This is a genomic window from Streptomyces sp. NPDC088147 (assembly GCF_044741565.1).
Classification (GTDB): domain Bacteria; phylum Actinomycetota; class Actinomycetes; order Streptomycetales; family Streptomycetaceae; genus Streptomyces.
In genome coordinates, this window is the sequence record NZ_JBIUSY010000009.1 from 258,489 (window position 1) to 272,464 (window position 13,976).

The 13,976-nt window shown below is 72.4% G+C and carries 12 protein-coding genes; 6 read left to right on the forward strand and 6 right to left on the reverse strand.

What is annotated here, in order from left to right; all coding sequences use genetic code 11:
- Positions 1–58: 58 nt before the first annotated feature.
- A complete protein-coding gene (locus tag ACIOGX_RS30020; protein WP_401917760.1) occupies positions 59–2,635 on the reverse strand; it encodes a beta-galactosidase in 2,577 nt (858 codons plus the stop codon).
- Positions 2,636–2,856: 221 nt separating this feature from the next.
- On the opposite strand from ACIOGX_RS30020, the gene ACIOGX_RS30025 reads away from it, so the two are divergent.
- Positions 2,857–4,533 (forward strand): alpha-amylase family glycosyl hydrolase, encoded by a 1,677-nt coding sequence (locus ACIOGX_RS30025; RefSeq protein WP_401917762.1) that lies wholly within the window; start codon positions 2,857–2,859, stop codon positions 4,531–4,533.
- 21 nt (positions 4,534–4,554) lie between these two features.
- Here the strand turns inward: ACIOGX_RS30025 and mnmA are convergent, their stop codons facing one another.
- Positions 4,555–5,688, reverse strand: a complete 1,134-nt coding sequence (mnmA, locus tag ACIOGX_RS30030; RefSeq protein WP_356511245.1) for a tRNA 2-thiouridine(34) synthase MnmA — start codon at positions 5,686–5,688, stop codon at positions 4,555–4,557.
- A 60-nt stretch (positions 5,689–5,748) separates the two neighbouring features.
- On the opposite strand from mnmA, the gene ACIOGX_RS30035 reads away from it, so the two are divergent.
- The 4 genes from ACIOGX_RS30035 (at position 5,749) to ACIOGX_RS30050 (ending at position 9,726) form a co-directional block, all read left to right on the forward strand.
- A complete protein-coding gene (locus ACIOGX_RS30035) occupies positions 5,749–6,477 on the forward strand; it encodes an N-acetylmuramoyl-L-alanine amidase (RefSeq protein WP_356511243.1) in 729 nt (242 codons plus the stop codon).
- 139 nt (positions 6,478–6,616) lie between these two features.
- Positions 6,617–7,429: an ABC transporter ATP-binding protein gene (locus ACIOGX_RS30040; protein ID WP_401917764.1), complete on the forward strand. Its 813-nt coding sequence runs from the start codon at positions 6,617–6,619 to the stop codon at positions 7,427–7,429.
- A gap of 3 nt (positions 7,430–7,432) precedes the next feature.
- Positions 7,433–8,770, forward strand: a complete 1,338-nt coding sequence (locus tag ACIOGX_RS30045) for an FtsX-like permease family protein (RefSeq protein ID WP_401917766.1) — start codon at positions 7,433–7,435, stop codon at positions 8,768–8,770.
- Positions 8,771–8,925: 155 nt separating this feature from the next.
- On the forward strand, positions 8,926–9,726 hold the full coding sequence (locus tag ACIOGX_RS30050) for an SDR family oxidoreductase (protein WP_356511237.1): 801 nt from the start codon (positions 8,926–8,928) through the stop codon (positions 9,724–9,726).
- A 144-nt stretch (positions 9,727–9,870) separates the two neighbouring features.
- Here the strand turns inward: ACIOGX_RS30050 and ACIOGX_RS30055 are convergent, their stop codons facing one another.
- On the reverse strand, positions 9,871–10,263 hold the full coding sequence (locus tag ACIOGX_RS30055; RefSeq protein WP_356511235.1) for an ester cyclase: 393 nt from the start codon (positions 10,261–10,263) through the stop codon (positions 9,871–9,873).
- A gap of 183 nt (positions 10,264–10,446) precedes the next feature.
- Here ACIOGX_RS30055 and ACIOGX_RS30060 point away from each other — a divergent pair, with 183 nt between their 5' ends.
- Positions 10,447–11,052, forward strand: a complete 606-nt coding sequence (locus ACIOGX_RS30060; RefSeq protein WP_401917769.1) for a TetR/AcrR family transcriptional regulator — start codon at positions 10,447–10,449, stop codon at positions 11,050–11,052.
- A gap of 37 nt (positions 11,053–11,089) precedes the next feature.
- On the opposite strand, the gene ACIOGX_RS30065 is transcribed toward ACIOGX_RS30060, so the two are convergent.
- The 3 genes from ACIOGX_RS30065 to ACIOGX_RS30075 all read right to left on the reverse strand — a co-directional run bounded on the left by ACIOGX_RS30065 (position 11,090) and on the right by ACIOGX_RS30075 (position 13,905).
- Positions 11,090–12,253 (reverse strand): cysteine desulfurase family protein, encoded by a 1,164-nt coding sequence (locus tag ACIOGX_RS30065; protein WP_383969466.1) that lies wholly within the window; start codon positions 12,251–12,253, stop codon positions 11,090–11,092.
- Positions 12,254–12,364: 111 nt separating this feature from the next.
- Positions 12,365–13,198, reverse strand: a complete 834-nt coding sequence (locus ACIOGX_RS30070) for a thioesterase family protein (protein WP_356511229.1) — start codon at positions 13,196–13,198, stop codon at positions 12,365–12,367.
- 38 nt (positions 13,199–13,236) lie between these two features.
- Entirely contained in the window at positions 13,237–13,905 is a 669-nt protein-coding gene (locus ACIOGX_RS30075; protein ID WP_129772272.1) for a trimeric intracellular cation channel family protein, read from the reverse strand.
- Positions 13,906–13,976 lie beyond the last annotated feature (71 nt).

A 13,976-nucleotide genomic window follows, 5' to 3' on the forward strand; every position in this document is an offset into this window, starting at 1 on the left:
ACCACTCCGACCACTCCGACCGCGCGGCCCCGGGCTTTCCCCGGGGCCGCGCGGCGCGTCAGGCACGGCGGACGGTGAACTCGGCGCGCCGTACACGCAGGACGGTCCGTCCGCCCTCCGTCGACACGCGCGCGCCGTCGCAGGCCGCCCTGCCCTCCACCGCGACCACCGACTCCCCGGCCACCGGCTCCCCGCCGCCGTCCCCGCCGAGCGCGCCCAGCGCGCGGAAGGTCGCCCGGCCGTCGGCGACGCCGGTCAGTTCCGCCGTCGCGTACGCGATCCGGAGCCCGCCCGCCGTGAGCCCGAGCGGCAGCATCGCCGCCGTACGCCCCGGCAGACGCAGCTTCTCCCCGCCGAAGAGGGGTTTGCCGTGTTCGGTGACCGTGAAGTCCTGGTCGTAGCCGGAGGAGACGTTGAAGGCGTGCAGCAGCCGTCCGCGCTCGCCGTCCGCCGTCGTCAGCAGGAAGACCCCCGGGTCGGTCGCGCTGTGCCGGAAGGCGGGGGCGGCGTCCAGCGCGCGGAAGGCGCGGCCCCAGAAGGTCAGATCGCACTGGTAGTCCGTGGTGATCACCACGGCCCGCCCCCGGCCCACGGGGATGTCGAAGCCGCAGCCCTTGCCGGTGGAGAGCTCGCGCAGCACCGTCGTTCCGCGCGCGGGCGCGCACAACTGGGCGCGTGAGAGGCGTACTTCCGGGAGCGGCGCCGCCCAGCCGTGGGCGGTGACCGAGAGCCAGAAGCGGTTCGCGTCCGTCATCGTCTCGCCGGCCGTGAGCCCCAGCGCCTCCGCGAGCACGGTGCACCGCCGGTCGGCCATGTCCTTGACCGGGAGCCTGCCGGACAGCAGCAGCTTCCCGCCCGCTTCGAGATAGCGGACCAGTCGGCGCTGGAGCTCCGCCCCCAGATGCTCGCCCGTCGCCAGCGCGAGCACCGGTACGCGCGCCGGATCGAGGTCACCCGCCTGGAGGTTCACGCTCCGGTAGCGGAAGCCGCCGAGCAGCATCGCGCGGGCCAGCGAGCCCCGGGGTCCGGCGCCGCGCGTGTTCACCGCTTCGTCCAGCACGCGCTGGACCGATGCCAGCTCCGGCGGGTGGTACTCGGTCAGATAGTGATCGGGGACGAACCCGAGCGCCACGTCGTCGTAGGTCGTCCGCATCGGCGCGAGCACCTCGGCCGGCCCGCCCACGGCACGTACCGCGCGCCGCGTCGACGCGTAGCTGACCCCCGGCCGGCCCTCCGGATCGACCGGTGCCGCGAAGCCGTGCCGTTCGCCCGTGATGCCGATGCGGTCGTTCCCGTCGCCCGCCGGCTTGTCGAGCTTCGGGTTGAACCCGCCCGCGAACAGGTAGTAGTTGATCATTTTCGCGCCCTGTGCGATACAGAGCCGGGTCTTCAGATCGACTCCGGACGGGCTGGTCTGACTGTCCATGTTCTGCCCGTAGTCGGCGTGCCCCGCGTCGAACTCCAGCGCCGTGACGGGCTGGTCCTTGTCGTTGACCGCGTCCATGAAGGCATTGATCAGATACAGGTCGGTGACATTGCGCAAGGTCAGATCGCCCAGATAGAAGTCCGCGCCGGAGATCGTCCCCCCGACCCCCGCGTAGGTCTCCATCAGCTGGCTGATGCCGATGGGGAACGGCTCGGCGCGGCTGTCGGAGGTCCCGTGGATGTTGATGACGAACGGGACGCCCGTCACGCCGTGCGTCTCGGCGGCCCGGCGCAGCTCGGTGACGTACCGCGCGAAGCGTCCTCGCATGAACCGGCCCAGATCGTGCATCAGGGCCGCGCCGTACGCGTCCTCGGGGTGGCGGATGGCCTTGCGCCGCCCGGCCGGGTCCGCGCCGGCGAACGGGTAGCGGTCCGCCAGCCCGTCCCCGTACTCCTCGCGCAGCCAGCCGTCGAAGTCGGCCGTCAGATGGTCCGTCAGATCGGGCGAGTTGCTGACCCAGGCCAGCATGCCGATCTCGTTGTCCAGTTGTACGGAGACGACGGGGCCGCCTCTGCCGTGCAGCCGCTGCGCGAGCACCGGCATCACCGCCGCGTACCAGCGGCGTACCTCCTGGAGGAAGGCGGGCGCGAGGTAGTCGACGGTGGGGGTGGTGGCGGGGGCGTCGTACCAGCCGGTGGAGACGATCTCCGGGTGGTCCTCGCGCACCCGGTCGGGGACTCCCTCGCCCTTGAGTTCGGCCATGGTGAAGGGGCCGGGGCGGGCGATGAAGAGGAAACCGTTGCGGTGGCAGAGATCGATGAAGGCGCCGAGGTCGCGCTCGGGGCGGGTGCGGCCGGTGACATCGATGGTGCCGTCCGGGAGTTCGTGCCACATCCAGGGGATGTACGAGGCGATGGTGTTGAGGCCGGCGGCCTTCGCCCGGTCGAGCCGTGACTGCCAGTCCGCCCGCTTCAGCCGGAAGTAGTGGATCTCACCGGCGAGGACGAGCGCGGGTTCGCCGTCGATGAAGAGCTGTTTGTCCCGGTACGAGACGGAGCCGGCCGGGGCCGGACCGGCGGGCGCGCCCCGCGCCGCCTGTGCCGCGTACGCGGCCGGGGCGGCCTGCGCGGAGAGGCCCGCGGTGGCGAGTGTGCCGAGGGCGGCGCCGCCCAGGACCGTGCGGCGGCGTGGTGCGGGGACAGGCGTCATGGCTCGTACTTCCTCGGTGGAAGAGAACGGGTGGCGGTTCGGCGGAGCGGATGGCAGCATGTATGCGCTGTCTGTATGCGCATACAGAACCCTGGGACAGGCTCTTCACCCCTCACAAGAGTCCGCCTGGTTACGCTTCCGTAACGGACAGAGCCCTCCATCCCAGGGAAAGGCCGTGCCGACGCATGACTCCGTACCGACCCGTGACTCCGTACCGACCCGTGACTCCGTTCCGCCCCGCCCCCGCCTGGCTGGCCGACGCCGTCTTCTACCAGATCTATCCGCAGTCGTTCGCCGACTCCGACGGCGACGGCATCGGTGACTTCGCCGGCATCACCGGACGCCTCGACCATCTCGCCTGGCTGGGCGTGAACACGGTCTGGCTCAACCCCTGTTTCGCCTCGCCCTTCCGCGACGCCGGATACGACGTCAGCGACTACCTCTCCGTCGCGCCCCGCTACGGCACCGACGACGACCTCGCCCGGCTGGTGGACGAGGCCCGCAGGCGCGGCATACGCGTCCTGCTCGACCTCGTCGCCGGACACACCTCGGACCAGCACCCGTGGTTCACCGCCTCCGCGAACGACCCGGCGGACCACCGCTACATCTGGGCCGGTCCCCACACCGCGCACACCGGATCCGGGACGGACGCGCCGCCGCCCGCCGGGTTCGTGGCCTCGCCCGGCACCCGCCCCGGTGCCTATCTGCCGAACTTCTTCGACTCGCAGCCCGCGCTCAACTTCGGGTACGCCCGCAGCGATCCGGCCGAGCCCTGGCGCCAGGCCCCCGACGCCCCGGGGCCCCTGGCCAACCGCGCCGCCCTGCGGGAGATCATGGGCCACTGGCTCGGTCTCGGACTGGCCGGATTCCGCGTCGACATGGCCGCCTCGCTCGTCAAGGACGACCCCGGCCGGACGGAGACCCGCGCGCTCTGGACCGAGCTGCGCCACTGGCTCGACGCCGCCCATCCCGAGGCGGTCCTGCTCGCGGAGTGGGGCGACCCGGCCGTCTCGGTCCCCGCCGGGTTCCACACGGACTTCTTCCTCCAGTTCGGCGGCCCGGCCGAGGGACGTCCGCTGCGCTCCCTGTGGAACAACCGTCAGGGCACCGACAACGACGGCTGGGACCCGGTCGACTGCTTCTTCGACCCCGGCGGCCAGGGCTCACCGGACGTCTTCGTGGACGCCTGGCGGGAGGCCGTCTCCGTCATCGGCGACGGCGGCCATGTCGCCCTGCCCACCGCGAACCACGACTTCGCGCGCCTCAACTGCGGCGCGCGTACGGCGGAACAGCTCCCCGCCGCCTTCGCCTTCCAGCTCACCTGGCCGACGCTGCCGGCGATCTACTACGGCGACGAGATCGGCATGCGCTTCCTCCCCGGCCTGCCCGACACCGAGGGCAGCGTGCTGGGCCCGCGCTACAACCGGGCGGGCTCCCGCACCCCCATGCAGTGGGACGACAGCCCGAACGCGGGCTTCTCGGCCGTCTCCGACCCGGACAGCCTCTACCTCCCCCTCGACCCGAGCCCGGACCGCCCCACGGTCGCCGCCCAGCGGGCCGACGAGGGCTCGCTGCTCCATCTCGTACGCCGTCTGATCGCCCTGCGCCGGGCGACACCGGAACTCGGCCCGGCGGGCGGCGTCGAGGTGCTCCACTCCGGCTACCCGTTCGTCTACGTCCGGGGCGGGCGCCATCTCGTCGTCGTCAACCCCCGCGCGACCCCGGCGGCCTGCGCGGCGGACGCCGTCGACACCACGCGCGCACGCGCGCTCGAAGTCTCCGGCGTGACGGTGGACGGCGTGGCGGTGGACGGCGTGGCGGTGGACGGCCGCACGATCACGGCCCAGGGCTTCGCGTACGGGGTGTTCGACCTCACACCCGGGGAGCAGGCCGGCTGAGCGGTGGCCCCGGCCGGCCGGTCAGCCGGCCAGGGCTCCCGTACGGCGTTCCGTCGTCGCGATCGTCGCCGAGCCGACCACGCGCGTGCCGTCGTACAGCACGATCGCCTGGCCCGGCGCCACCCCGCGCACGGGCTCCTCGAAGCGGACGTGGAGCGTGCCGTCGACCGGCTCCGCCGTCACCGGCGTCTCCCCGCCGTGGGCGCGCAGCTGGGCGGTGTAGTCGCCGGGGCCGGTGGGGGCGGTGCCGCACCAGCGGGGCTTGATGGCGGTCAGGGCCGTGACGTCCAGCGCGGCGGCCGGTCCCACCGTCACGGTGTTGTCGACCGGGGAGATGTCCAGTACGTAGCGCGGCTTGCCGTCGGGGGCCGGGTGGCCGATGCGCAGGCCCTTGCGCTGGCCGATGGTGAAGCCGAACGCGCCGTCGTGGCTGCCCACCTTCGTACCGGACTCGTCGACGATGTCGCCCTCCGCCCGGCCGAGCCGGTCCGCCAGGAAGCCCTGGGTGTCGCCGTCGGCGATGAAGCAGATGTCGTGGCTGTCGGGCTTCTTCGCCACCGCCAGGCCCCGGCGCTCGGCCTCCGCCCGGATCTCGTCCTTGGTGGTGAGCGTGTCGCCGAGCGGGAACATCGCGTGGGCGAGCTGCCGCTCGTCGAGGACGCCCAGTACGTACGACTGGTCCTTGGCCATGTCGCTCGCGCGGTGCAGTTCCCGGGCGCCGTCGGGGCCCATGACGACCGTCGCGTAGTGGCCGGTGCACACGGCGTCGAAGCCGAGCGCGAGCGCCTTGTCGAGCAGCGCCGCGAACTTGATCTTCTCGTTGCAGCGCAGGCACGGGTTCGGGGTGCGGCCGGCCTCGTACTCCGCGACGAAGTCCTCGACGACGTCCTCGCGGAAGCGCTCGGCGAGATCCCAGACATAGAACGGGATGCCGATGACATCGGCGGCGCGGCGCGCGTCGCGGGAGTCCTCGATGGTGCAGCAGCCGCGCGCGCCGGTGCGGAAGGACTGCGGATTCGCGGAGAGCGCGAGATGCACGCCGGTCACGTCATGGCCCGCCTCGGCGGCACGGGCGGCGGCGACGGCGGAGTCCACGCCGCCCGACATGGCGGCGAGCACGCGAAGAGGGCGAGGGCGCTGGGAATTCTGAGTCATAGCTCAACCAGGGTACGGCCCGGGGGAACCACAGTCGCGCGCGTATGCGTTGACGATCACATGGGCGAGAACACACAGGGCACGACGGGCGGCGGCGGTGGCGGAAACCGCCGCGCGGGCGGGAGCGGGGGCCGTCGCGCGGGCGGCAGCCGTCGCGCGCCCGCGGACGGCGCGAAGGTCCGCCGCCGGGCCGTGCTGATCGGCGGGGCGGCGGCCGTGCTCGGCGGGGGCGTGCTGGCGCGGGAGGAGCTGGGGCACCTGTGGTACCGCGTTCCCGGCGTCGCGAAGCCGCGCAAGGAGGGTGAGCTGGACTACGCGGGCTCCGAGTGGGTGGCGGCGTCCTCCGCGAACTGGCGCCGGGCGGACCGGCCGGACGACTACACGATCGACCGGGTGGTGATCCATGTCGTCCAGGGCAGCTACCAGATCGCGCTGAAGGTCTTCCGCGACCCCGGCCACGGCGCGGCCTCGCACTACGTGGTCCGCAAGGACGGCCATGTGGCCCAGATGATCCGCGAGCTGGACGTGGCGTACCACGCGGGCAACCGCGAGTACAACGAACGCTCCATCGGCATCGAGCACGAGGGCTGGGTGGACAACGCCGCGTCGTTCACGGACGCGATGTACCGCTCCTCGGCGCGGCTGACCGCCGACATATGCAGGCGGTACGCGATACCGGTCGACCGCGAGCACATCATCGGGCATGTGGAGGTCCCGGGCACGGACCACACGGACCCGGGGACGAAGTGGGACTGGGACCGCTACATGAAGTTCGTACAGGACTCCTGAGCCCCGCGCGGACCGGCGGACAGCGGGGTGTAGCCAGCACCACCCCCGCGTCCGGGCGCTACGCCCCGTGTGCCCGCCCTCCCCCGTCCGTAGCGTCATGGATGGACGCATGAGGCGTCCGAACGGGGAGGGAAACACCATGTTCCGTCGTACGAGCACACCTGAGCGCGCCAGGAGCGCCGAGGCGCTGCGTCTGGTCAAGGTCCGCAAGGTCTACGGGTCCGCCGGGAACGCGGTGACCGCGCTGGACGATGTGTCGCTGAGCCTTCCGGCCGGGAGCTTCACCGCGGTCATGGGGCCCTCCGGTTCCGGCAAGTCGACCCTGTTGCAGTGCGCGGCCGGGCTCGACCGGCCGGACAGCGGGCTGGTCATGGTGGACGGCGAGGAGATGACCGGGGGCAGCGAGACCGCGCTGACCAGGTTCCGCCGCCGCCGGATCGGTTTCGTCTTCCAGCAGTACAACCTGCTGCCCGCGCTCACGGTGGAGCGGAACACCACCCTGCCGCTGAAGCTGGCCGGGCGCCGCGTCGACCGGGCACGCGCCCGCGAGATCCTCACCCAGGTCGGCCTCGGCGACCGGGCGGAGCACCGGCCCGACCAGCTCTCCGGCGGTCAGCGCCAGCGCGTCGCCATCGCCCGCGCGCTGGTCACGGAGCCCGCGGTGATCTTCGCGGACGAGCCGACCGGCGCGCTGGACACCCGCAGCGCGCGGGATGTGCTGCGGCTGCTCCAGCGGACCGTACGCGTCAACGGCGGGACGGTCGTGATGGTGACGCACGACCCGGTCGCCGCCTCGTACGCCGACGCCGTGCTGTTCCTCGCGGACGGCCGGCTGGCCGGCCGGCTGACCGCGCCCACCGTGGACGCGGTCGCCGAGCGGCTCGCGCATCTGGGCGACGCGGTGCATCACGGCACGGGCCCGGAGCACCACGACCTGACGGCCGGGGTGTGAGCCATGTTCTCGCTGGCCATGCGGTCCATCGCGACGCGCCCCGGGCGCTTTCTCGCCACCCTGCTGTCCGCCTTCCTCGGCGCGACGATCATCATGGCGTTCCACTCGATGCATGACACCGCGGGCGCCCGGGGCATCGACTCCGCCAGCACGGCGACGCTCGGGCTGGTGGCGAACGTCGTCGGTGGGTACGGCGCGCTGCTGGTCTTCTTCGCCGTCGCGTCCACTCTGACCGTGAACGTACGGCAGCGCGGTACGGAGATCGCCCTGCTGCGCAGCGCCGGCGCCACCCCGGCGCAGATCACGCGCATGATCGTGGGCGAATCGGCCGTGGTCGCCCTGGCCGGGGCGGTGCTGGCCATCGGTCCCGCGATGCTCGGCGGGCGGGCGCTGCTCGGGGTGTTCCAGGACACCGGCCAGGTCGCCGACGAGGTCGCGTACGTCTTCGGGCCCATCGCGCTCGGTTCCGGCCCGGCCATCACGCTGGTGGCGGCGACGGGCGCCGCGTTCCTCGCGGTGCGCCGGGCGACGAGGGCCCTGGCGGGGGCCGCCGAGCCCCGGGGCCGCGGCCGGAACGCCGCCGGGGCCGCCGCGCTCGTCGCCGGTACGGCGGGGGTGGGCGTCACCTTCACGATCGAGCCGACGGAGCCCGCGCTGATGGCGGCTCCGGCCTGTGGCGCCATCCTGCTCGCCGTCGGCCTCGCGCTCTTCGCACCGGTGCTGCTGCGGGCCGTGCTGAGCGCGCTGGAGCGGCCTCTCTCCGCGCTCACCGGGGCGAGCGGCTATCTCACCGTGCACACCATGCGGCACCGCGCGGCGCAGCTGTCCGGTGTGCTGATGCCGCTGACCCTCTTCACCGGTATCGCGACGGCCACGCTCACCATGCAGGCGCTGGAGAACGACGCGATCGCGGCGTCCGGTCTCACCCGGTCCGTCGAGGACAAGAACCTGGAGACCGTGAACCTCGTGGTCGTCGGCATCATCGTGGTCTTCTCCTGCGTCACGCTGATCAACAGCCTGTACGCGGCGACCTCGTACCGCCGCCGCGAGTTCGGGCAGCAGCGTCTCGTGGGGGCGACCCCGGGCCAGGTGCTGGGGATGGTCGGCGTCGAGGGGCTGGCGCTGACGCTGACCGGGGTGTTCTTCGGCACGGTGGCGGGGCTCGCGGGGAGCGTGGCGTTCAGCCTGGTGCGTACCGACGAGGTCCTGCCGGGTCAGGGGCCGGGGATCTGGCTGGGGGTCACGGCGGTCGCCGCCGCGGCGACGCTGGTCACCTCTCTCGGTACGGCGCACAGGACACTGCGCACACCGGCGGTGGAGGCGATGGCGACGGCGGCCTGACCCGCGTCGCCGACGCGGCCACTTATGTACCGCTCGGAATATAAGTCGCGGGGTCGAGGTTCCCCTCCGTGACAGCCACCGCGACGAGAGCGCGGGAGGGCGTCGCCCGTCACCAGCACCCAACACCGCCCGATCCGGGGCGACAGAAGGGCATCATGTCTGACACCGACCCGCGCGACACCGAAACGCCCGACGCCCGTGAGTCCGGCCGCATCGCCGTTGTCACCGGCGCCAGCCGTGGCATCGGGGCGGCCATCGCCGGCCGTCTCGGCGCCGACGGGTACACCGTCGCGGTTCACTACCGCCAGGACTCGGCCGCCGCGGCCGATGTCGTCGAGAAGATCACTGCGGCCGGCGGCACGGCGTTCTCCTTCGCCGCCGACCTGGCCGCACCCGATACCGGCACCGCGTTCTGGACGGCCTACGACGCTGCCGCGGGCCCGCTGCGCGACGCGCCCGTGCGGGTGCTGGTGAACAACGCCGGGATCGCTTTGCACGGTTCCATCGAGGAGTTCGGCGCCGAGGACTTCATCCGCCAGCAGCAGATCAACACCACCGCGCCGTTCCTGATCATCCAGGCCGCCCTGCCGCGCCTGGCCGACGGCGGACGCATCGTGAACATCTCCTCGGGCACCTCCCGCGTCGCCCTCCCCGATCTCATCGGCTACACCATGACCAAGGGAGCCCTCGACGCCCTCACCCTGCCCCTCGCCCAGCACCTCGGCCCCCGCGGCATCACCGTCAACACCGTCGTCCCCGCCACCACCGACACCGACATGAACGCGTCCTGGTTGCGCGGCAACTCCGAACTCATCGCCACCATCGCCGCACAGAACGCCCTCGGCCGCATCGGCGAACCCGCCGACGTCGCCGACGTAGTCGCCCTTCTCGCCTCCCACGACGCCCGGTGGATCACGGGCCAGCTCATCGACGCCACCGGCGGCTTCCGCCTGTAGGCGGCATCCCTCCGGGGCCGCGGGAGACATCCGAGCCGCGGCATGGCCGGCACACAACGAGAGCCCGGCCGGTGGCCGGGCTCTCGGAGGTGCGGTGACTTCAGCCGCGGGCGAGGGTCCGCGGGCGAGGGTCGCTTCCGGAGGTCAGACGCCGAGTTGCCGCCGTACGGCCTCGGCGTCGATCAGGTAGTTCATCTCGTAGAAGCGTCCGTCACGCACCCTGTGGAAGGAGTACTCGGCGTACTCGATCGTTTCGCCGGTCGGAGCGACGCCGAACCACTCCTTCGCGGGGGTGCCCTTGTTGAACAGCCGGGCCGCGACGCGGTCACCGTCGATGGCCACGTCCCGTACCCGCCAGGTGAAGTCCGGCACCGCGTCCCCGTGCCCCTTCAGCTCCGCGATGACGTCGTCCCGCGTGACCGGCCTGCCGTTCTCGGTCAGCTCGTCATGAATGAACTCGGTCATCCGGTCGAACTCATGGGCGTTGAGCGCCTCGATGTAGCGCTCGAAGACTTCGCGTACTTCCTTCTCGGACACGCCGACCCCTCCCCTGCCCCGAACCGCGGGGCGTGCATGCGGACGATGACCGGCCTGCGACGACGCCCTTCCATGAACGCGCCATGGTGACCGCCGTCGTGGCCAGGAACCGAGAGTACAAGATTTCTATTCCGATCGGTATAGAAGTCCTGCGGATCGGCCACTCGGGAGTACGCTGCACACATGGCTGGTTCACGGAGCGCCGTCATGGGTCGGCCTCGGGAATTCGATATCGACGAGGCGCTCGAACGCGCCATGCGGGTGTTCTGGGAACGGGGATACGAGGGGGTCAGCCTCACCGATCTGACCAAGGCCATGGGCATCACGAAGCCAAGCCTGTACGCGGCCTTCGGCAACAAGGAGGAGCTGTTCCGCAAAGCGCTGGAGCGCTACACCGAGGGTCCGGCCGACTACGGGACGCGCGCCCTGGAGGAGCCGACCGCGCGAGGCGTGGCCGAGGCGATTCTCCGCGGAGCGGTTCGGACCACGACGCGTCCCGGAGGCCCTGCGGGATGCCTGGTCGTGCAGGGCGCGCTGGCGTCGAGCGATGCGGGCCGGCCCGCGCACGACCTGCTGGCCGAGTGGCGGAACGATTCGGGTCTACGCCTTGAGGAGCGCTTCCGGCGGGCCGTCGACGAGGGCGATCTTCCGCGCGACACCGACCCCCGGCGGCTCGCCCGCTATGTCATGACGGTGTCGTTCGGTATCGCCGTCCAGGCCGCCGACGGCCTCGGCCGCGACGAACTCAAGGACATCGCCGACATGGCACTGGAGCGCCGGCTGCCGTAGCCGGCGGACCGCCCCCACGCACCCGAAACGGCCCGGCTCAGCTGAGGCCCGCGCTCCTGGCGCGGTCCACGGCCGGGCCGATGGCCTTCGCCACCGCCTCCACGTCCGCCGCCGTGGACGTGTGGCCGAGGGAGAACCGCAGCGTGCCCCTGGCCAGGTCCGGATCGCTGCCGGTGGCCAGCAGGACATGGCTCGGCTGGGCCACACCCGCCGTACAGGCGGAGCCCGTTGAGCACTCGATGCCCTGGGCGTCCAGCAGCAGGAGCAGCGAGTCGCCCTCGCAGCCGGGGAAGCTGAAGTGCGCGTTGGCGGGCAGCCGGTGGTCCGGGGCGCCGCCGAGGACCGCGTCGGGGACGGCCGCGCGTACCGCCGCGATCAGCTCGTCCCGCAGGGCGCCGATGTCGCGGGCGAAGTCCTCGCGCCGCTCGGCGGCGAGCCGCCCGGCGACGGCGAAGGCGGCGATCGCCGGGACATCGAGCGTCCCGGAGCGCACATGCCGCTCCTGGCCACCGCCGTGCAGGACCGGTACGGGGGTGTGCTGACGGCCGAGCAGCAGGGCGCCGATGCCGTACGGGCCGCCGACCTTGTGGCCGGAGACGGTCATCGCGGCGAGCCCGGAGGCACCGAAGTCCAGCTCCGTCTGGCCGAGGGCCTGGACCGCGTCGGAGTGCAGCGGGATGTCGAACTCGGCCGCCACCTCGGCCAGTTCACGGACCGGCAGGATGGTGCCGATCTCGTTGTTGGCCCACATCACGGTGGCGAGGGCGACATCCAGCGGGTTGCGCGCGATGGCCTCGCGCAGCGTCCCGGGAAGCACCCGGCCGTAGGCGTCGACCGGCAGATACTCGACGGTCGCGCCCTCGTGCTCCGCCAGCCACTCCACCGCGTCGAGGACGGCGTGGTGCTCGACGGGGCTGGCGAGCACCCGGGTCCTGGCCGGGTCGGCGGCGCGGCGCGACCAGTACAGGCCCTTCACGGCGAGGTTGTCGGCCTCCGTACCGCCCGAGGTGAACACCACCTCGCTGGGCCGCGCGCCGAGGGCCTCCGCGAGTGCCTCGCGGGCCTCCTCGACGGTACGGCGGGCCCGGCGCCCGGCGGCGTGGAGCGAGGACGCGTTGCCGGCGAGGCCGAACTGGGCGGTCATCGCCTCGATCGCCTCCGGCAGCATCGGAGTGGTCGCGGCGTGGTCGAGGTAAGCCATGGTGGTCCCGATTCTACGAGCCGGGACCGGCCGGGCACGCAGCCGGTCCGCCCGGACCCCCGGCATACGGCTCGATAACGGCGGTGGCGCGCGGGCCCGCGCCGGGTCCCGTCACTCCCGGGGCGCGCGGGCCAGTTGGCGCGACTGGGCCACCAGCCGGTCCGCGGTGTCCCAGACCTCCGCGTCCTCCTCCAGGAAGCCACCGGCCAGATTGCGGGTGGTGATCGCCACCCGGAGGGGGCCCGGTGCCGGACGGGCGCGGACGTGCGTGGTCAGTTCGATGGTCGGGGTCCAGCCCTTCAGCCCCAGATCGAAGGAGGTCGGCGGCAGGGCGTCCACGGTGAGGAGCAGGGAGTACGGATCGGCGTCGCGGCCGTCCGCGAACCTGAACCACGCGCGCATCTCGCCCTGTCCCGACGGCGCGCCCAGCGCCCAGCCGACCGTGGCCGGATCGATCCGCATGGCGAGGCGGTCGAGCATCGAGAAGTCGCCGGGCGGCGGCGGTCCCGCGTCCGTGCCGACGCACCGCTCCAGCGGCGGGATGGCGGGCGGCTTCGCGGCCGTCCGTACGTCGTCGGGCAGCGCGTCCAGGTCCCCGTAGGAGGCGATGACCCGGAGCCGCTCGACCTCGCGGCCGTCCTCGCCGGTCTGGAAGAGGGACGCCTGTCCGGTGGAGAGCGTCCGGCCCGTCCGCACGGTGACGGTACGCACCACGGCGGGGCCGGGCGTCGACGGCGTGAGGTAGTGGGCCGAGACGGCGAAGGGGTCGGAGTGCGGCAGCGCGTCGCCGAGGGCGCGGCCGATCAGCGCCAGCAGATAGCCGCCGTTGGCGGCGTTCATGATCGTCCAGCCCGGGGAGAGCTGTGCGTCGTAGACGCCCGGTTCGCGGAGGGTGACGGCGGTGCCGCGGTCGAAGTCGCTGTCCCCGATGGTTGCCTGTGCCATGACACTCAACGTACAACAGGATTGTACTAAGCGGTAGCTTACGAAGGTGAGGGTTCCTCGGCCGCGGCCGAGCGCCGGTTCCAGGCGCGGGGCGCCCGCCAGTGGAACCGCATCGCGAGCAGCCGCAGCACGAACGCGGTCAGCACGGCGAACCCGCTGGTCAGCCCGTTGAGCGCGTCGAAGCGGATACAGAGCGCCACCATCGTGGCGCCGACGATGGCGGGGACGGCGTACAGATCACGGTCCCAGCGCAGCAGCGAGGGCACCTCGTTGGCGAGGACGTCACGGAGCACACCGCCGCCGACCGCCGTGGCGAGTCCGAGCGCCGCCGAGGCGGTGAGGCCGAGACCGTACTCGTACGCCTTGGTGGTGCCGGTGACGCAGAAGAGGCCGAGTCCCGCCGCGTCGAAGACGTTGACCGCGCCCTGGATGCGTTCCACCTGGGGGTGGAGGAAGAACACCAGCGCGGTGGCCACCAGCGGCATGGAGAAGTAGCCGAGGTCGGTGAAGGCGGCCGGCGGGACGGCCCCGATGATCAGATCACGGAGCAGCCCCCCGCCCAGCGCGGTGATCTCGGCCAGTACCGCCATACCGAAGACGTCGAAGTTCTTGCGTACGGCGAGCAGGGCGCCGGATATCGCGAAGACGAAGATCCCGGCGAGGTCGAGCGCATGCTGGACGGAGGGCGTGAAGAGGTCGTGGAGCACTCGGACATTGTGCGGGATCGCCGGGGCACCTCCCGAAGGAAGGCCCCGGCGGTCCCGGTCATGCGCGCGTG